Here is an 18676-nt window from a genome sequence, read left to right on the forward strand (position 1 = left end):
TGGTCGCCTGAACAGGTGGTCCTGGCGCGTCACGATGACGGACGCACCAGGACCACCTGTTCGACGTCGTGGTGGCTCCCGTCAGCGGGCCGCCGAGGACGTCCCTACCGTCGCCGCCGCGCTCACCTCGCCGAGGATCACGGCGTCGATGAGCTGGCGCGCCCAGTCGAGCACCTCGGCGCCGCGCAGCGGGCGTCCGCCGATGCGCGCCGTCGTCGGGTACGGGACGAGGAACGCGCGGATCGCGGGCTTGAGCAGCGTGCCCGGGTACAGGCGCTTGAGCCGGAACTGCGCCGACTCCGCGAGGTCCACCGGGGCGAACCGGATGAACTTGCCCTGCGCCGTGACGTCCGTGAGCCCCGCGCGGCGCGCGTGGTTGCGGAAGTCCGCGACGTCGAACAGGGCGGACGCGACGTCCGGCAGCGCCCCGTAGCGGTCGACGAGCTCGGCCCGCACCTCGGCGAGCTCGGGCGCGTCGGTCGCGGCGGCGATCTTCTTGTACGCCTCGAGCCGCAGCCGCTCGGTCGCGATGTACGACTCGGGCAGGTGCGCGTCGACCGGCAGCTCGATGGAGATCTCGGGCTGCTCCTCCGGGCCGTCGCCGCGGTAGTTCGCGACGGCCTCCCCCACCATGCGCACGTACAGGTCGAACCCGACGCCCGCGATGTGCCCGGACTGCTCGCCCCCGAGCAGGTTGCCCGCGCCGCGGATCTCCAGGTCCTTCATCGCGACCTGCATACCGGCGCCGAGGTCGGTGTGCGCGGCGATGGTCGCGAGGCGGTCGTGCGCCGTCTCGGTGAGCGGCCGCTCCGGCGGGTAGAGGAAGTACGCGTACGCGCGCTCCCGGCCACGGCCCACGCGCCCCCGGAGCTGGTGGAGCTGGGAGAGCCCCAGCATGTCCGCGCGCTCGAGGATGAGCGTGTTCGCGTTGGAGATGTCGAGCCCGGTCTCGATGATCGTCGTGCAGACGAGGACGTCGAGCTCCTTCTCCCAGAACGCCCGGATCACCTGGTCGAGCTGGTGCTCGTTCATCTTGCCGTGGGCCACGCCCACCCGGGCCTCGGGCACGAGCTCGCGCAGCCGCGACGCGGTGCGGTCGATCGTCTCGACCTTGTTGTGCACGTAGAACACCTGGCCCTCGCGCAGGAGCTCGCGGCGCAGCGCCGCCGCGATCTGCTTCTCCTCGTACGCGCCCACGTACGTGAGGACGGGGTGGCGCTCCTCCGGCGGCGTCGCGAGCGTCGACATCTCGCGGATGCCCGTGACCGCCATCTCGAGCGTGCGCGGGATCGGGGTCGCGGACATGGCGAGCACGTCCACGTTGGTGCGCAGCTGCTTGAGCGTCTCCTTGTGCTCGACGCCGAACCGCTGCTCCTCGTCGATGATGACGAGCCCGAGGTCCTTGAACCGGATGCTGCCCGTGATGAGCCGGTGGGTGCCGATGACGACGTCGACCTTCCCCAGCCGCAGGCCCTCGATCGTCTCCTCGGACTCCTTGGCCGTCTGGAAGCGCGAGAGCGCCTTCACTGTGACGGGGAAGCCCGCGTACCGCTCCGAGAACGTCTCGAGGTGCTGCTGGACCAGGAGCGTCGTCGGCACGAGCACCGCGACCTGCTTGCCGTCCTGGACCGCCTTGAACGCCGCGCGGATCGCGATCTCGGTCTTGCCGTAGCCGACGTCGCCGCACACGAGCCGGTCCATGGGGACCGTCTTCTCCATGTCCGCCTTGACCTCGTCGATCGTCGCGAGCTGGTCCGGCGTCTCGACGTACGCGAACGCGTCCTCGAGCTCGCGCTGCCACGGCGTGTCGGCGCCGAACGCGTGGCCCTGCGTCGCCATGCGCGCCGAGTACAGGCGGATGAGCTCGCCCGCGATCTCCTTGACGTGCTTGCGCGCGCGGGTCTTCGTCTTGGCCCAGTCGGCCCCGCCCATCTTGTTGAGGCTCGGGGACTCGCCGCCCGTGTACTTGGTGACCTGGTCGAGCTGGTCCATCGGGACGAACAGCCGGTCGCCCGGCTGGCCCCGCTTCGACGACGCGTACTCGATGACCAGGTACTCCCGCGTCGCCGCGTTGCCGCCCGTGCCGAGCGTGCGCTGCACGAGCTCGACGAACCGTCCCACGCCGTGCTGCTCGTGCACGACGAAGTCGCCCGCCTTGAGCTGGAGCGGGTCGACGACGTTGCGCCGCCGGCTCGGCATCTTGCGCATGTCGCGCGTGCTCGTCCCCGCACGGCCCGTGAGGTCGGCCTCGGAGAAGACGGCGAGGCGCAACCCCGGCGCGACGAAGCCCTTGCCGACCATGGCCGGGGTGACGAGGACGATGCCGCCCTCGGGCTCGTCGTCGAGGCGCGGCACGAGGCGCGCGGGCGTGTCGACCGCGCCGAGCTGCTCGACCATGCGCTTGGCCGGGCCGTGGCCCTCGGTCGTGAGCACGAGGCGCCAGCCCGCGTGCTGGAGCCCGCGCACGTCGTCGAGAGCGCGCGAGACGTCGCCGCGGTAGGACTCGACGTCACGCGCGCCGATCGTGAAGGTCGGGACGCCGTCCGCGCTCTCGCCCACGTGCGCGGCCGTCGTGCCCGACGCCGCCGGTTCGCCCCCCGCGACGGGCGCGCCGGCGCCCGCCGCGACGTCGGTCGGCAGGTCGGTCGGCACGTCGAGGTCCGGGTTGTCGAGCGCGAACGAGGACAGCGTCCACCAGCCGAGGCCGCGGCGCTGCGCGACCGCGCGCACCTCCACGAACGTCTCGAACGACGCCGCGGACAGGTCGAGCGGCGACGCCCCGCCCGCGACCGCCCCCGTCCAGGCGGCGGCGAGGAACTCCTCCGTCGTCGCGACGAGATCGTGCGCGCGCCGGCGCACGCGCTCGGCGTCGTCGAGGACGAGCAGCGCGTCGTCGGGCACGAGCTCGAGCACCGGGACCATGCGGTCCACGAGGACCGGCGCGAGCGACTCCATGCCCTCGACGGCCACGCCCGCGGCGAGCTTGTCGAGCATCTCGACCGCGCCCGGCAGCTGCTCGACGAGCGCCGCCGCGCGCGCCCGCACGGACTCGGTGAGCAGGATCTCGCGGCACGGCGGCGCCCACAGCCCGTGCTCGGCGATCTCGAGGCTGCGCTGGTCCGCAACCGCGAACCAGCGGATCTCCGACACCTCGTCGCCCCAGAACTCCACGCGCAGCGGGTGGTCCTCGGTGGGCGGGAACACGTCGAGGATGCCCCCGCGCACCGCGAACTCGCCGCGCCGCTCGACCATGTCGACGCGCGTGTACGCCGCCGCGACGAGCCGCTCCGCGACGTCGGTCAGGTCCGCCGTCGACCCGGCGTGCAGCTCGACCGGCTCGAGCTCGCCCAGCCCCTCCACGACGGGCTGCAGGAGCGCGCGCACCGGCATGACGAGCACGCGGACCGGGCCTGACGGCCCGACCTCCGGGTCCGGGTGCGCCAGGCGGCGGAACACGGCGATGCGCTTGGCGACGGTGTCCGCGCGCGGGCTCAGGCGCTCGTGCGGCAGCGTCTCCCAGCTCGGCAGGACCGCGACCACGTCCGCCAGCTCGTCCGGCAGGTAGGCGCGCACGCTCGCGGCGAGCTCGTCCGCGTCGCGCCCGGTCGCCGTCACGACCACGAGCGGACGCGAGCCCGTCGCCCACGCGGCGCCCGCCGCGCCGTCGGGCACCCCGTCGACCGGCCCGGTGGCCCGCGCCCCCGCCATCGCGGCGAGCAGCGGCGGGCGCGCACCGGCCGGGCCGACCACGTCCGCCTCGCCACGGGCGCGCACGTGCTCGACCGCCGCCGTCGCGGCGGGGTCGGCGAGCAGCGCGGGCAGGATGCCGGTGAGGTTCATGCGGTGGGGTCCCTCCGAGGACGGTGGTCGGGAGCGTCGACGGCCGCGCGCGGGGCGGGCCCGGGTTGAGGACGGTGCCGGGGCTGGCTGAGGACACGACGGGGCAGCACGAACGGCCCGGACCGAGGTTCACCGAGGGTGAGCGGGTCCGGGCTGACGTCGTGCGGGACGACGGATCCCAGCGTACGCCTCGGCGCCCACACGTCGACCGGCGGCGGCGCGCGACGGGCAGGCGGCGTTTTCACCCGGCGTCACCCGCTCGCGACCGGTGACACGGTCCCCGCCGCTCCGTCATGCTCGGGGCGTGTCCACGTCTGCGGCGCCGGCCTCCGTGCCGGCCCGGCCCCGCTCCTCCGCGCTCCTGGTGGTGCTCGTGCTGCTCGTCGCGGCCTTCGTCGCGCTCTGGGCCGCCTCGCACCTCACCGTCGCGGGCCAGCAGGCCGACGCCGGGGCGTTCCGGACCCTCGCTCCCCTGCACGACGCCGGCCGCGACCTCGCGGGGGCGCTGCGCCGGGGTCTCCCCGTGGCGTGCGCGGCCGTCGTCGCCGTTCTGGGCGTGGTCGCGCTCGTGCGCCGCGCGTGGCGCGACCTCCTCGCCGCGGCCGTCGTCGTGCTCGGGACGGTCGGGATCGCGCTCGGGCTCCGCGAGGTCCTCGTACGGCCCGACCTCGGGGGCTACGGCTACGCCCACCAGACCTTCCCGAGCGGGCACGTCGCCGTGGTCGGCGGCCTGTGCGTCGCGATCTGGCTGCTGTGGCCGTGGCCGGCGTCGCGGACGGCCGCGGGCTGGGCCGGGCTCGGCGTGACGGCGGTCGCCGCCCTCGCCTCCGTCGTGACGTACGCGCACCGGCCGAGCGACGTCGTCGGCTCGCTGCTCGTCGCGGCGGCCGTCACGGTCGCCGTCGTGTGGCTGCTCGACGTCCCGCGGAGAGCCGGCTCGGCCGGCGCGCCCCCGGTCGCGCCCCCCGCCGTCGCCGACGGGACGCCCGAGCCGCCCCGGGTCAGCGACCCCTCGGCGTGACCTCGGCGAGCCCCGCGTAGAGGTCCTCGTACCGGTCGACGACGCGCTCCCAGGTGAAGTCCTCGACCCGACGGCGACCGGCGGCCCCGATCCGCCCCGCACGCTCCGGGTCGTCGAGGAGGCCGAGCACGGCGGCGGCGAGCGCCTGCGTGTCCTGGGGGTCGACGAGCACGCCGTCGACGCCGTCGGTGACGATCTCCGGGGGACCGCCCCGCACGGTCGCGACGAGCGGCCGGCCCGAGCGCCACGCCTCGAGGACGACGAGCGGGGCCGCGTCCGCGCGGCTCGGCACGACGACCACGTCCGCGCCCGCGAGGCGGGCCGCCACCTCGGCCGGCTCGAGCCGTCCGGGGAGCTCGACGCGGTCCGTCAGGCCCGCCGACGCGACCCTGCGGCGCAGCGCGCCCGCCTCGCTCCCGTCGCCCACGACGACGAGCCGCGCCCGGTCGCGCAGCGCCGACGACGCGAAGGCGTCCACGAGCAGGTCGAACCCCTTGACGTGCTCGATCCGTCCCACCGCGACGACCACGGGCTCGCGCACCGCAGGACCCGACGGCCCGGGCCCGTCCGCCGCGGCGCCGTCGTCCGCTCCCGGCCCGACCAGGTCGTGCCCCGCCAGGTCGTGCCCGGCGAGGTCGACGCCGTTCGGGACGACCACGGCGTCGGGCGCCCCGAAGCGGACCAGGTCGTCCGCGACGACGCGCGAGCACCCCGTCACCGCGCCCGCGACGCCGATCGAGCGCTCCAGCGCCGTCCGCAGCAGCCGCGAGTGCTCGAACACGGCGTGGTCGTCCGCGAACGTCTCGCCGTGGGAGCTGACCACGAGCGGGGTGCGCGTGAGCGTGCGCAGGCCGAGGGCGTACGCGCCGTTGGGGCCGAAGCACTGCACGTGCAGCACGTCGGGCCGGAACGCCCGGAACGCCCGGCCCCACGCGAGCGCCGCCCGCGGAGCGGCGAGGGCGAAGCGTGCGACGTCGCCCGGCCGGCTCGACGGCTGCGGGGTCGGCAGGTACCGCACGAGGACGCCGTCGACGCGGCGCGTGCCGAGGTGCTCGCCGCGGTCGACCGTCCAGACCTCCACCGCGCTCCCGCGGGACGCGAGCACGCGCGCGACGTGGCGCACGTGCGACTCGACGCCCCCCGTGTACGGGTCGAACGAGCTCGCGACCAGCGCCACCCGACGACGGCCTGCCATGCGTCCCTCACCCTCTCGCGGGACGGCCCGCGCCCGGTCCACGATCACCCGCTCATCACCCGCTCCAGCAGGTCCGGCGGGGCGTCCGCGCCACTAGAGTGGGCCACTCTACCGACCGCCCCGGTCGCACCGACCGTGCCGCACCCGCCGCGCACCACGCCCCGAGGGGGACCTTCCCGATGCCGCAGCTCGTCGTCGCGACCGTCGCGGTCGAGGTCCCCATGGGAGCCCAGGTGTACCAGGAGGAGGTCGCGACGCGCGCGGCGGAGGCGCTCGCGGACGGGCGCGCCGGAGCGAGCGCCTGGTCCGTCGACCGCGCGGTCTTCCGCTCGCTCCGCTCCCCGCTGGCCGGCACCCACCGGCTCCCGCTCGGCCGCCTCGGCTCCGCGGGCCCGGCCCTGCGCCGGGCCGTGGGGCGCGCGGTCTACCCGCGGGGCGCCGTCGTGCACCGCGTCGGGCTCGACCTGCCGCCGCACCCGACGCGCGACGTCGTCGCCGTGCAGGACGTCGTGTCGTGGCGCTACGACGACGAGTCCGCACCGGTCCGTGCGGCGGCCGAGGAGGTCCGCCGCGCGGCGGCCGTCGTGTGCGTGTCGGAGTTCAGCGCGGACGAGGCCGCGGAGGTCCTCGGGCTCGCCGAGCGCCCGGCGGTCGCGTACAACGGCGTCGACCCCGTGTACTTCTCGGCCGAGCCGCTCCCCCGCGAGCGTCTCGCCGCGCTCGGGGTGGACGGCCCCTACGTCCTGCACGCAGGCGGCGCGTCGCGGCGCAAGAACCTCGAGGAGCTCGCGGTCGCGTGGACCGCCGTCCGCGCGGCACGGCCCGACCTCACGCTCGTCATGAGCGGGCCGCCGCACCCGCGCCGCACCGCCCTGTTCGCGGAGCTGCCCGGCACGCGGCTCGTGGGGCGACTGCCGGGCGGGCTCATGCCCGGCCTCGTCGCGGGGGCCGCGGCCGTCGTCGTGCCGTCGCGCTACGAGGGCTTCGGGCTCCCCGCCCTGGAGGCGATGGCCGCGGGCGTGCCGGTGGTCGCGGCGCGCACCAGCTCGCTGCCCGAGGTCGTGGGCGACGGCGGCGTGCTCGCCGAGCCGGACGGCGCGAGCCTCGCGGAGGCGCTGCTGTGGGTGACGACGCGCGACGCCGAGGTCGAGGCGCTCGTGGGGCGCGGGCGTGAGCGCGCGGCCACGTTCACGTGGGAGCGCAGCGCCGCGCAGCACGCCGCGATCTGGCGCGCGGTCGCCGCACGCGGCTGACGACGCCCGCGCCCCGGTGGCGGCGCTCACCCTGCCGGCTCCCACGCCTGGACCGCACTGATCGTCGCGATCCACTCGCTCTCCGTCGCGAGCGGGATGAAGTCGGGGTGCAGCCCGCCGACGATCCCCGTGTAGTTCGCCGCGAGCACGGGCACGTCGCGCTCGGTCGTCATCGGGAGCGTCACGCGCACGGCCGTCACCTCGACGGGCTCGAACGAGAAGAGCGCGACGCGGTCGAGGAGCTGGTCGGTCTGCTGCGCCACGTCCTGCCACGCGCCGTCGGGTGTCCGGACCGAGACGGTGTAGTCGCGCAGGCCGGACGTGCAGCACCGGATGCCGGCCGTCGCGACGGCGACGCGGTCGATCGTGCGCGGGCCGTCGGTCGCGACCTCGACGCCGGGCGCCTCGTCGACGGACCCGTCGGCCAGGCGCCCCGACCGCCAGGGCTCGCGCACGGCGAAGGTGCCGGACGTGACGACGTCGGGGTCGCTCGCGTCCTCGTGCGTCGACGTCGCGGTCACGGGCCGACCCTCGAGGACGTCGTCGCCGAACGCCTCGACGGGGGCGACCTCCAGGGCCGTGCCCGCGGGCGCGACGAGCAGGACGGGCGCGCCGTCCACCGGGACCTCGACGCCCCCGGAGGGGACCTCCAGGCCGCGCTCGGCGCCGTACGGGTCGCGCGCGGTCACGGTGACCGCGCCACCTGGCGCGGTGAGCCGCACGGTGGTGGACAGGTCCTCGCTCCACAGAGCGAGCAGCTCGGCGCCCTCGACCTCGCCCGTCCCGGGCGCGCGCACGGCGTGGACGCCAGGGGTCCCGGTCTCGACCGCCGCGGGAGGCCCGAACCCGTCGAGGAACGGCGCGCTCGCCGCGAACGCCGCGCCGGCGGGCTTCACGTACTCTCCGTACTGGAGCAGCGACCACGAGTTCCCGGCCTCGCCGAACCCTCCCTCGGAGAAGAAGTACGTCCACTCGTCGACGCCCTCCGACCCGTACCAGAGGAGCTTGCGCACGACGTCGGACCCCCCGGCCCAGAAGTTCGCGACGCCGTCGGACCACCACCCGGACTCGGTGTCCCACACGGGGACGTCGCCGCACGGCCCGATCGCCTCGCGCAGCCGGTCCAGCTCGGCACCGTCCGCGGAGAACCCCTCCTCCTCCCACGACCGGTTGAACCCGGTGTAGGGGTGGATCCCGACGACGTCGAGCGAGTCGCAGCCGCCCGCCGCGACCAGGTCGGCCCACCACGCGGGCTCGATCCCGAGCGTGTTGCCGCCCACCACGACGACGTCGGCCGACGCGTCGCGAGCGCCCGCCGCGAACGGCGCGCCGACCTCCTCCTCGTACGCGGCCGCGTCCTCGTAGCCCGTGTTGTTCGGCTCGTTCCACGGCTGCCAGTAGCGGATCTGCGGTGCGTGCTCGTGGACCGCGGCGACGATCTCGCGCGTCCATCCCTCCCACGTGCCGGCCTCGACCGCGGCCTGCTCCGCCTCGCCGCCCGAGCCGAGCTGGAGCGTGAGGATCACGCCCGTCTCCTCGGCGAGCTCGGCGGCGGCCGCGAGCTCGGCGAACGGGTCGACGTCGGCAGGCTCCTCGCCCTCCTCCTCGTCGGGCTCGAAGGCCGCGTTCGGCAGCGAGTCCCAGACGAGCGCGGCGCCGTCCGGCTCGGCGGTCGGGTCCGGCACGATCGCCCCGAAGTCGAGCTGCGCGCGGTGGCTGCCCACGCCGAGCTGGTCCGCGAGCTGCACGCCGCGCAGCGGTCCGGCACCGCCCCAGTCCGCGCCGTCCGCGAGCGCCGCCGGGTCGAGGTCGCTGCCCGGCGCGGCCACGGTGTAGCGCAGGCACGTGCCCGAGACCGGCTCCCCCGTCGCGGCGTCGACGAGCGCGGCGTCGACCTCGTACACCCCGGGCCGGGTCGGCGGCAGGTCGAGCGGGACCTCGCCGCCGTCCGCCGGAAGGTCGACGACGGTCTCCTCGCCGGCCACCGGGTCCCACACGCGCGGGTCGCCGCGCACCTGGTAGCGCAGGCGGTACGTCCCGGCGGAGGCTCCCCACGCGTCGTCGAACGCGGCGACCACACGCGGTGCGGTCCCGTCGGGGAAGACGCCGTAGGGCGCGTCCACGAGCAGCCCGGCGCCGAGCCCGAGCCCGCCGAACAGCTCCTCGTTCGCCGCGTTGTACTTCACCGGCGCGCCGAGCTCGTACGCCATGCGGTCGGCCGTGATCTCGGTGAGGGCGAACCCGTCGTCCTCGCCGTGCGTGAGCACGTAGTAGGGCGCGTCCCCGGCGGTCCCATCGCGCAGGACCGGCGTGCGTTCCCACAGCGCGAACGGCTGCTCGAGGTCCTTGTGCGTGTCCGGCCACACGCCCCGGAACACGCTGTCGCTCCCCCACCACCGGAACCCGAGGTTCTCGTCGGCGACGACGAGGCCGTCGCCCGCCGGCCCCGACGACGGTCCGGTGGTGGCACCCGTGGTGTCGTCGAGCCAGGGCACGCGCGGGACGCCGAACGGTCGCCCGCGCTCCCACGAGGCGCCGAGGCGGAAGGACGCGTCGTCGCCCTCCGGACCCACGGCGTGCAGGTCGCGCGAGCGGCGCTCGCCCTCGCGCACGTCAGTCTGGACGAGCGCGCGCCCGTCCGGGAGCTGCGCGAGGAGAGAACCGTCGAACGGCTCCGTGCCGAGGAGATCGCCGTCGTCGGACACCTCGTGCAGCACCTCTCCTGCCTCCTGGACACCGACGACCGTACGATCGTCGACCGTCCAGCGCACGGTCCCGTACAGGTCGAGGAGCGCACCGGTCGTGTGTGCTCCCTCAGGGATCGAGACGGTCCAGGCGACCGAGCCGTCGGGTGCGACCTTGTGCAGGTCCCGCCGACGCATGAGCGTGTCGACGAGGTAGAAGCTCCCGTCGGGATCGACCTCGAACGATCCCGTGGTGAACGTCTCGCTGACCCCGTCCCAGTCGAGCTCGACGAGAGTGCGCCGCACGGCGTCACCGTTCGCCAGGTCGTACCGGGTCACCGTGTACGTCGCCTCACGGTCCCACTCGAGCACGTACGCCGAGCCGTCGACGACCCGGAACGTCATGAGCTCGCCGTCGTCCAGCGTCACGACGTCGTCGACGACCGTGCGGATGCCCTCGAGCCCGTCGGCGTCGACGCCGTCGTCGGTGACCTGGTCGAGCCGCGGGAAACCGCACAGCGGCAGGGCGCCGACCTGGGTGACGGGAGCGGCCGCCGGGACGGCCGAGGGTGTGAAGGCGGCCGGCCCGCTCGACGTCGTGGTGACCCCACCGCCCCCGATCGCCACGGCGACGAGGACCCCCACCACGGCGGTCGCGAGGCCGGTGACAGCGGTGATGTCCAGGCGTCCGCCCGCCCTGCCGTCCTCGTGCGAGCTCATCCGCGCCCCTGCCGTCGTGAGGGCCCGGCACCGTGTGCCGTTCAGGCGATCGTAGGACCGCGTCGCCCCCGGGCCGAGGGCCCTGGCGCACTTTCACCCGCGTTCGTCCGGTTCTGCACGTGATTCACCCGACCGACCCCGCCGCACCGCCCGTCGCGACGACTATCTTTCATCTGTGCAGGCGACGACAGAACCCGCGATCCGCGTCGCCGGGCTGGGGAAGACCTACCGGCTCGGCGCCTTCGGCGAGCGGCCGTCGACCGCGGCGGCCGCCGCGGTCCAGTGGATCCGGTCCACCGGCAAGCAGAAGTACACGCTGTTCGACGCGCTCGACGACGTCTCCTTCGAGGTGCCCCAGGGCGAGGCGCTCGGGATCGTCGGACGCAACGGTGCCGGCAAGTCCACGCTCCTGAAGATCCTCACGCGCGTCACCGCGCCGTCGCGCGGACGCATCGAGCTCACCGGGCGCGTGGGGTCGCTCCTGGAGGTCGGGACCGGGTTCCACCCGGAGCTCACCGGCAAGGAGAACATCTACCTCAACGGCGCGATCCTCGGGATGACGCGCGCGGAGATCAACAAGCGCTACGACGAGATCGTCGCGTTCTCCGGCATCGAGAAGTTCCTCGCGACGCCCGTCAAGCGCTACTCGTCCGGCATGTACGTGCGCCTCGCGTTCTCGGTCGCTGCCCACCTCGACACCGAGATCCTCGCGATCGACGAGGTCCTCGCGGTCGGCGACGCCGAGTTCCAGCGGCGCTCGATCCAGAAGATGCGCGAGGCGGCCCAGGGCGGGCGCACCGTGCTCTACGTGAGCCACCAGCTCCAGACCGTCCAGGCTCTGTGCACCTCGGCGGTGCTCCTCGACCGGGGGACCCTGACGTACTCCGGCACCGTCGAGGGCACGCTCCAGGCGTACCGGGACAGCTTCGAGAGCTTCGCCGCCGCGCAGTCCGACCCGAAGAAGCGCCCCGGCAACGGGAAGGTGCGGCTGTCCTCGGTCCGCATGGAGGACGAGTTCGTCAAGTCGTCGCAGGACATCGTCGTCGACTTCGATGCGCCCGCGAGCAAGAAGCTCGTCGGCACGTACTTCGTCTCGATGCACATCAACAACGACCAGGGCACGGTCATCGCGCAGTGCGACTCGCGCCTCGTGGGCAAGTGGTTCGACCCCGAGCAGGCGCAGCGCGGACGGCTCGTCATCCGTGACTTGTGGCTCAAGCCCGGCCAGTACACGGTCGACGTGTACGCGTGCCAGGCCGGGGTGCTCGACGCGTGGGAGGGAGCGTGGCGCTTCGAGGTGCTGCCCGACCTCCCGTATCCGGAGTTCACGGAGGCGTCGAGCACCGAGAAGGGCATGGTCTTCGTGAACTTCGACTACGAGGGGATCTGACGTGGAGCACACCGTCCAGCGCACCGTCATCACGCCCCCCGGGCGGCTAAACCTCCCCTCGCTGCGTGAGCTGTGGGGTGCTCGTGAGGTCGCGGTCCGACTCGCGCTGCGCGACGTCATCGTGCGGTACCGGCAGACGATCTTCGGCATCACCTGGGTCATCGCCCAGCCGCTGGTCAGCGCGGGCATCTTCACCATCGTCTTCGGGGAGATCGCGGGTCTGTCGACCGGGAACGTCCCGACGTTCCTCTTCACGCTCGCCGGGATGCTCGCGTGGAACCTCTTCAACGGGTCGCTCGGCAAGGCGTCGGGGTCGATGGTCGGCAACCAGTCGCTCGTGCAGAAGGTGTTCTTCCCCCGGCTCCTGGTCCCTGTCTCGAGCCTCGCCTCGGTCGTGCTGGACTTCCTCGTCGCCCTCGTCCTCGCGGTCGTCCTGCTGTTCGTCTACGGGATCAACCCGGGCTGGGCCGTCCTCCTCCTCCCTGTGTGGGTCCTGCTCATCCTCATGATCGGCACGGGGGTCGGCCTGGCGGCAGCGGCGTACATGGTCAAGTACCGCGACGTCGGGTACGTGCTGCCGTGGCTCGTCCAGATCCTGCTCTACGCGAGCCCGGTCGCCTACGCCCTCTCGTCGGTCCCGGAGAGGCTCCGCTGGCTGTTCGAGATCAACCCCGTGACGTGGTTCCTCGAGACCTTCCGCTGGTCGCTGCTGGGCACCGAGCTTCCCCCGACCTGGCAGATCGTGGCGCTCGTCGTCGCGGCACCGCTGATCTTCCTCGCCGGGACGCTCGTCTTCCAGAAGAACGAGCGCGAGTTCGCGGACTACATCTGATGCGCCTCGCTGCATACGTGCTGCTGGCCGACCCGAGCTTTCTCGCGGCCAGCCTGCGCGCGTACTACGACCACGTCGACCGCATCGTGCTGTCCTACGACGAGACGTCGACCTCCTGGACGGGAACGCCGCTGCCCGTGGACGAGTGCCTCGCGATCGTCGAGGGGCTCGACACGGACGGCAAGTGCGTGCGCGCACCGGGACGCTACGCCCGGCTCGACGAGCACCCCCTGGACAACGACACCTTCCAGCGGCAGGCAGCGCTCGACGAGGCCTCCGACGGTGCCGACTGGGTGCTCCAGCTCGACACCGACGAGGTCTTGCTCAACGCGCCGGTCTTCCTCAGCACGCTGGACTCCGCGGATCGTGCCGGCGCCCGAGGCCTGCACTACCCGTCGCGCTGGCTCTACTCGCGGGTCGCCCCCGGGCGGTACCTGGAGGCGAGCACGAGGTCGGGGCGCCCGTCCGCGTCCTACCCCGGACCTCTCGCGGTCCGGGCCGGTACGCGGCTCGACCACGCCCGGCAGGCGGACGTACCGCTGTACCGCGTCGACCTGCGCCCCTGGAACACCGACCCGAGCCACCCCCACGACACCATCGTCCACGCCGTCGTGGACCCGTCGGACGCGGTGCTCCACTTCTCCTGGGTACGCTCCCCCGAGGTCATGCGCCGCAAGTTCGGCTGGTCTGGCCACACCGCGCACTACTCGCACCCCACCGTCTACCAGGACTGGGTCCGTCACTCCCGTCGCCCGCGCCTCACCGCCCTGACGTCGCCGCTCCGGCGGCGCGACTGGTACCGCGTCGTGACGGTCGCCGAACCTCCCGGAGGAGAGCCATGACCTGCTCGGTGAGCGTCGTCGTCGTGACGTACGGGCGGCCGGACAGCGTGCGTGAGTGCCTGCAGCACCTCGAGCGCCTCGACACGGCTCCGCTCGAGGTGATCGTCGTGGACTCGACGCCCGACGACCGGACCCGACGACTCGTGCGCGAGGAGTTCCCCCAGGTGCGGCTGCTGCACAGCACGCTCGGACGGGGCACCACGCCCGAGTCGCGTCAGATGGGGTTCGCGGTCGCACGCGGTGACGTCGTCGCCTTCGTCGACGACGACGCGTACGCGGCCCCCGACTGGCTGGACGAGCTCGTCGCCCCCTACGCCGACCCGGACGTCGTGGCCGTCGGCGGTCGCGCCGACAACGGGATCACCGGCGAGGAGTCCGAGGGACTCGACCGCATCGGCCGCCTCCTACCCGACGGCCGGCTCACGGGCTACTTCGCTGCGGACCCCGGACGCACGATCGAGGTGGACCACCTGCTCGGCGCAAACATGTCGTTCCGCCGTTCCGCGCTCGAGGCGATCGGCGGGATCCGCGGGAACTACCCCGGCACGTGCCTGTGCGAGGAGTCCGACATCTCCCTGCGACTGCGCGCGACCGGCGGCCGGCTGCTGTACACGCCGCGCGCCGTCGTACGGCACATGGCCGCGCCCTACGGGATCGGCGGGAAGCGGTTCGACCGCCGCTACCTGTACTACGCCCGGCGCAACCACCTCGTGATGCTCGTGCGCAACTTTGGATGGCGAGACCCGATGGTGCGACGGTACGCCCGCTCGACCATGCGTCAGCAGCGGGACTACGTGATCCTCGCCTGGCAGCAGCTCCGCCCGCGCAAGTCGGACGGTCGTCCACGGCCCTGGCGCAAGAGGCTGCGCGGACCGGTGATCCTCTCCCGGTCCGCCGCCGAGGTCGCCGGGCTGGTGGCCGGTGTCCCCGCCGCGGCCTCCGCAGTGCGCCGCGACCGCGCCGACGGCCGTTGACGTGGCGCTCCCTCCCCTCGTCCACGTCATCACGCCCGGTGACCACTACTCGCCACGCACCGGCAGCGCTGTCCCCACCGTGGTGGACGGCCTCTCCAGGTCGCGGCGACCCGACGCCCCCCGGTCGCAGGTCGTCGTGGCACGAGGCACTTACGCCGACCGTTACGACAGCGCCGACATCGTCGAGTACGACCCACGGCCCGCGCGGCGGTACGACCGGTACCTCGATGCCGCGCTCTCGCGAGCCGGGGCTCCACGGCTCGCCGCCCGGAGGGTGCTCGCGCCGACGCTCGGCGCGCAGCACCGTTTGCCCCCCTCCGTCGTCCTCGCCCACAACGCGCCCGCGCTAGTCCCGCTGGTCGACGACAACCACCACCGGCCCGTGCTCTACGCTCACAACCACGTGCTGCGTACCTACTCCGCACGTGAGGCGCGCCGCGTGCTCGGCTCCGCTGAGCTGGTCGTCTGCGTGAGCGACTTTCTCGCCGACCAGGTCCGCTCGGACCTGCCGACGGATCTCCGTGCCCGCGTCGTCACGGTGCGCAACGGCGTCGACCTCGCGCAGTTCGCTCTGCCACGCCCACCCCGCGGCGGTCCGCTGCGGGTCGCCTACGTCGGCCGGGTCATCCCCGACAAGGGGGTCCACGTCCTGCTGGACGCGGTCGCGAGCCTGCGCCGCCGTGACCTCGAGCTGACCGTCGTGGGCCGTCCGGGTTTCGCCGCCGACGCCCCGCTCACGGAGTACGAGCGGGGCCTCCGCCGACGGGCTGCCGAGACCGTCTCGCCCGTGCGGTTCACCTCGTTCGTCCCGCGGGCCGGACTGGCCGCCATCCTCGCGCGCACCGACGTCGTCGTAGTGCCCTCGATCTGGGACGAGCCCTTCGGGCTCACCGCGCTCGAGGGCATGGCGGCGGGAGCGGCGGTGGTCGCGTCGTCGGCCGGGGGCCTCCCCGAAGCGGTCGGGGACGCCGGCTTCCTCGTCGCGCCCGGGGACCGCGACGGCCTCTCCGTGATCCTTGCGGCCCTCGCCGACGACGAGGCCGCGCTCACGGCCGCCGCGAGCCGCGCTCGCGAGCACGTCGGGCGCTGCACGTGGGAGCTCCGGGCGTCCGAGCTCGACCGGGCCCTCGCCGTCGGCGCGACCTGAGTCCTCGCGGCACGTGTCAGTCGCGGTGGACGTCCCTCGGTCCGCACTCGTCGCGGACCACGACCACCGGGACGGCTGGGGCAGCACGTCCGCGGCGGTGACCCCACCACTCACCGAGGCGCCAGACGGTGTCGGCCACACCACCGCGACCTCGGCGGGCCTTTCCCACGATCGTCGACCAGGTTCCCAGGAGAGCCCCCCGCACCGACCGGCGCCGTGCCGGGTGGGGCGACACGGGGCGATCTCGACGTTCGCCGCCGGGTCCGCCCCGTGCGATCACCTGGGCGAACCGGTGCCGCAGCTGCTCGTCACCCAGCGCGTAGGCGTACGCCTGTCGAAAGGTGGCACGCAGGCCGTCGCGCTTGCGGACGTGCAGCACCGCCGTCGGTTCCAGGGTCAGTCGATGGCCCGCCAGCTGGGCGCGCCAGCACAGGTCGACGTCCTCGCAGGTAGCCAACGACTCCTCGAAGCCGTCGAGAGACTCGAAGACGGAGCGTCGGATCCCGAGGTTTCCCGCGCCGGTCCCGACCAGCCAGGGCAGGTAGGGCTTCACGACGAGCGGGTCGGTCGTCCACGTGACGTGGAACCCACCTCCCGGGTTGAGGAGGTCTCCCTCCCACCGGCCCGTCACGAGGGCGGAATGCCGCAGCGCCTCCCGCATCGCGACGACCCACCCCTCACCGACGACGTCGTCCGCGTCGCAGAACGCGAGCAAGGTTGCACGGGCCGCGCGCGCGCCGGCGTTGCGCGCTGCTGACGGTCCTCGTCGCGCGGAGGCGTCGACGAGGCGTATCTCCGGGTGCTTCGCACGGAGATCGCTGACGAGCTCCCGCGTGCCGTCCCTCGAGCCGTTGTCGGCGACCACGATCTCCCACGGGAAGGGGACGCTCTGCGCGACGAGTGCCGCCAGCTGGTCGCCGATGGTCTCGACGGCGTCGAACGCGGGGACGACCACGCTGAGCTCGGGAGGCTCCGGGCTGCTCACGCAGACGTCCTTCGGTGCGCGGACCGGCTGCGTACCACCCGGTGGCTCGTCAGAAGCTCGCCCACGGTCGCGGTGGTGTACCCGGACACGGCGAGGCCCGCCAGGATGAGGTCGGTGACCCGCCCGCGGTCGAAGTGCGGCAGCTCCTCGTCCGGTCGGAGCGTCTCGGGGTCGCCACGGTGGTCGTGGAGCAGGAGGATCCCACCCGGGCGGATCTCGGCGAGCGCGCGCCGGGCGATCACCTCCTCGTCGTCGTGGAGCCAGTCCCTGGCGTCCGCCGACCACAGGACGACCTCCAGACCCGAACGACGGATGCGGCGTGCCTGCCGGGCCGTGTGGTGACCGTACGGCGGCCGGTAGGCGTCGACCCGCACCCCGAGCAGCTCCTCGAGCCGTTCGCGCGCCGCGGTGACCACGCGCGGCCCTTCGTGGTCGTCATATCCGAGCAGCGACTCGTGCCCGGTCCCGTGCAGTGCCACCTCATGGCCCTCGTCGACGATCCTCCGGGCCAGGTCGAGATGGGCCTCGACCTGGCTCACGAGCACGAAGAACGTCGCGCGCGCCCCGTGCGAGCCCAACGCCTCGAGCACGCCCGGAGTACCGTCCGGGCTCGGCCCGTCGTCGAACGTCAGGGCCACGCGGCGCTCCGTCGTCTCGACGCAGAAGACCCCGCAGTCGGCGAGCAGCGCCGAGGGGACCGGGAAGGGCACGATCGCCCGGTCGGCCGGTGCCGCCTCACGCGACGCCGGCTCGTCGAGCACGTGGCGCCGCACCGGCACGGACCAGCGCCGGCCCGTCGGCCGGAACCGTCCGAGGCTCGCGGACCCACGGATCACGTCAGCCGCCCGCCCGGCACCGTCCGCGTCCGCGGCGGACGAGGCGCGACAGACGCACGCCGCTGCGCAGCACGCGCACGTACCCGAAGGCGGCTGCCAGCGCGACACGCGACGTCCACCGGCGAGGACGGTCGAGGGTCCATACCACCTTCCAGAACGCGAGCGCATCCCAGAGCTCACCACCGACCCCGCGCAGAACCTCCCGTGCCGGCCGGTTCGCCTCGAGATCGGCCACCCCGCCTGCCACGCGCACGGACTTGTGCGTCAGCTCGCCCCACGTGGGCCTGGACGGATGGTCCACGACGGCGTCAGCCGCGTACCGGAAGGAGCCGCCCGTCGCATCGAGGCGCAGACCCCAGTCAAGGTCCCCGCCCGACTTCAGGCCGGCGTCGAACGGGCCGACGCGGTCGAACGTCTCCCGACGGACCAGGAGGTTCGCCGTCATCGCGAACGGGTAGGTCGCGATCGAGTGCTCCTGCGGCAGACCCTCCATCGCATCCATGTGCTCCGGGGCGCTGCGGGGCTCCCTACCACCGCGGAAGACGAGGTTGATGGCACCGCCGACCGCGTCAGGAGCCGGTGCGCGCGTCAACGCCTCGACGCCGGCACTCAGCCAGCCCGGCCGGGGGAGACAGTCCCCGTCGGTGAACGCGAGGACATCGCCCTCCGACGAGACCACGCCCTTGTTCCGCGCCGCGTAGGAGCCGCGCCTGGCCTCGTGCTCGACCCGGAACCGCTCGTCGCCCGGCGGGAGTGCCGGTCGCAGGTCCTCCGTCGAGGCGTTGTCCACGACGACCACCTCGAACCGGTCGCGCGGGTAGTCCTGCTGCGCCAGCAGCCGGAGGCAGCGGCCCAGCCGCTCGGCGTCGTTGTGCACCGGGACGATCACCGAGACCGTGGGCGCCTCGCTCCGGGAGGGCCTCAGATCCACCTCGTCGGTCATGTCGCGCGTCCTCT

The 18676-nt window shown here is 73.8% G+C and carries 13 protein-coding genes; 7 read left to right on the forward strand and 6 right to left on the reverse strand.

Features of this window, described 5'->3' with window-relative positions:
- Positions 1-81: 81 nt before the first annotated feature.
- Positions 82-3840 carry a transcription-repair coupling factor gene (gene mfd, locus ACZ402_RS17610; protein ID WP_375825148.1) on the reverse strand — a complete coding sequence of 1253 codons (3759 nt, stop codon included), beginning with the start codon at positions 3838-3840 and terminating at the stop codon, positions 82-84.
- 304 nt (positions 3841-4144) lie between these two features.
- On the opposite strand from mfd, the gene ACZ402_RS17615 reads away from it, so the two are divergent.
- Entirely contained in the window at positions 4145-4861 is a 717-nt protein-coding gene (locus ACZ402_RS17615) for a phosphatase PAP2 family protein (protein WP_375825147.1), read from the forward strand.
- Here ACZ402_RS17615 and ACZ402_RS17620 read toward each other — a convergent pair.
- On the reverse strand, positions 4842-6056 hold the full coding sequence (locus ACZ402_RS17620) for a glycosyltransferase family 4 protein (protein ID WP_375825146.1): 1215 nt from the start codon (positions 6054-6056) through the stop codon (positions 4842-4844). The genes ACZ402_RS17615 and ACZ402_RS17620 overlap by 20 nt on opposite strands.
- A gap of 179 nt (positions 6057-6235) precedes the next feature.
- Here ACZ402_RS17620 and ACZ402_RS17625 point away from each other — a divergent pair, with 179 nt between their 5' ends.
- Positions 6236-7309: a glycosyltransferase family 4 protein gene (locus ACZ402_RS17625; protein ID WP_375825145.1), complete on the forward strand. Its 1074-nt coding sequence runs from the start codon at positions 6236-6238 to the stop codon at positions 7307-7309.
- 26 nt (positions 7310-7335) lie between these two features.
- Here ACZ402_RS17625 and ACZ402_RS17630 read toward each other — a convergent pair whose 3' ends face one another.
- The gene (locus ACZ402_RS17630; RefSeq protein WP_375825144.1) at positions 7336-10713 is read right to left on the reverse strand and encodes a hypothetical protein; all 3378 of its coding nucleotides are present in this window, start codon (positions 10711-10713) and stop codon (positions 7336-7338) included.
- A 175-nt stretch (positions 10714-10888) separates the two neighbouring features.
- On the opposite strand from ACZ402_RS17630, the gene ACZ402_RS17635 reads away from it, so the two are divergent.
- The 5 genes from ACZ402_RS17635 (at position 10889) to ACZ402_RS17655 (ending at position 15898) form a co-directional block, all read left to right on the forward strand.
- Complete coding sequence (locus tag ACZ402_RS17635) at positions 10889-12103, forward strand: ABC transporter ATP-binding protein (RefSeq protein ID WP_375825142.1); 1215 nt, start codon at positions 10889-10891, stop codon at positions 12101-12103.
- A 1-nt stretch (position 12104) separates the two neighbouring features.
- The gene (locus ACZ402_RS17640; protein WP_375825141.1) at positions 12105-12935 is read left to right on the forward strand and encodes an ABC transporter permease; all 831 of its coding nucleotides are present in this window, start codon (positions 12105-12107) and stop codon (positions 12933-12935) included.
- Positions 12935-13777 (forward strand): glycosyltransferase family protein, encoded by an 843-nt coding sequence (locus tag ACZ402_RS17645; protein ID WP_375825140.1) that lies wholly within the window; start codon positions 12935-12937, stop codon positions 13775-13777. Before ACZ402_RS17640 ends, ACZ402_RS17645 begins: the two co-directional genes overlap by 1 nt.
- On the forward strand, positions 13774-14751 hold the full coding sequence (locus tag ACZ402_RS17650; protein ID WP_375825139.1) for a glycosyltransferase family 2 protein: 978 nt from the start codon (positions 13774-13776) through the stop codon (positions 14749-14751). The genes ACZ402_RS17645 and ACZ402_RS17650 overlap by 4 nt, the downstream gene beginning before the upstream one ends.
- A gap of 136 nt (positions 14752-14887) precedes the next feature.
- On the forward strand, positions 14888-15898 hold the full coding sequence (locus ACZ402_RS17655; RefSeq protein WP_375825138.1) for a glycosyltransferase family 4 protein: 1011 nt from the start codon (positions 14888-14890) through the stop codon (positions 15896-15898).
- Between the two features lie 16 nt (positions 15899-15914).
- Here ACZ402_RS17655 and ACZ402_RS17660 read toward each other — a convergent pair whose 3' ends face one another.
- Genes ACZ402_RS17660 through ACZ402_RS17670 form a run of 3 tightly spaced genes read right to left on the reverse strand, consistent with a single transcriptional unit; the run spans position 15915 to position 18662 of the window.
- Positions 15915-16883 (reverse strand): glycosyltransferase family 2 protein, encoded by a 969-nt coding sequence (locus tag ACZ402_RS17660; protein WP_375825137.1) that lies wholly within the window; start codon positions 16881-16883, stop codon positions 15915-15917.
- Positions 16880-17719, reverse strand: a complete 840-nt coding sequence (locus tag ACZ402_RS17665; RefSeq protein WP_375825136.1) for a polysaccharide deacetylase family protein — start codon at positions 17717-17719, stop codon at positions 16880-16882. Before ACZ402_RS17665 ends, ACZ402_RS17660 begins: the two co-directional genes overlap by 4 nt.
- Position 17720: 1 nt before the next feature.
- Positions 17721-18662: a glycosyltransferase family 2 protein gene (locus ACZ402_RS17670; protein ID WP_375825135.1), complete on the reverse strand. Its 942-nt coding sequence runs from the start codon at positions 18660-18662 to the stop codon at positions 17721-17723.
- Between the last annotated feature and the right edge of the window lie 14 nt (positions 18663-18676).

The sequence above is a fragment of the Cellulosimicrobium sp. NPDC030954 genome, assembly GCF_055571305.1.

Bases quoted from the DNA above. Each gene is read 5' to 3' on its own strand.
- mfd (WP_375825148.1), bottom strand. From the start codon at position 3,840: ATGAACCTCACCGGCATCCTGCCCGCGCTGCTCGCCGACCCCGCCGCG.
- ACZ402_RS17620 (WP_375825146.1), bottom strand. From the start codon at position 6,056: ATGGCAGGCCGTCGTCGGGTGGCGCTGGTCGCGAGCTCGTTCGACCCG.
- ACZ402_RS17625 (WP_375825145.1), top strand. From the start codon at position 6,236: ATGCCGCAGCTCGTCGTCGCGACCGTCGCGGTCGAGGTCCCCATGGGA.
- ACZ402_RS17630 (WP_375825144.1), bottom strand. From the start codon at position 10,713: ATGAGCTCGCACGAGGACGGCAGGGCGGGCGGACGCCTGGACATCACC.
- ACZ402_RS17645 (WP_375825140.1), top strand. From the start codon at position 12,935: ATGCGCCTCGCTGCATACGTGCTGCTGGCCGACCCGAGCTTTCTCGCG.
- ACZ402_RS17650 (WP_375825139.1), top strand. From the start codon at position 13,774: ATGACCTGCTCGGTGAGCGTCGTCGTCGTGACGTACGGGCGGCCGGAC.
- ACZ402_RS17670 (WP_375825135.1), bottom strand. From the start codon at position 18,662: ATGACCGACGAGGTGGATCTGAGGCCCTCCCGGAGCGAGGCGCCCACG.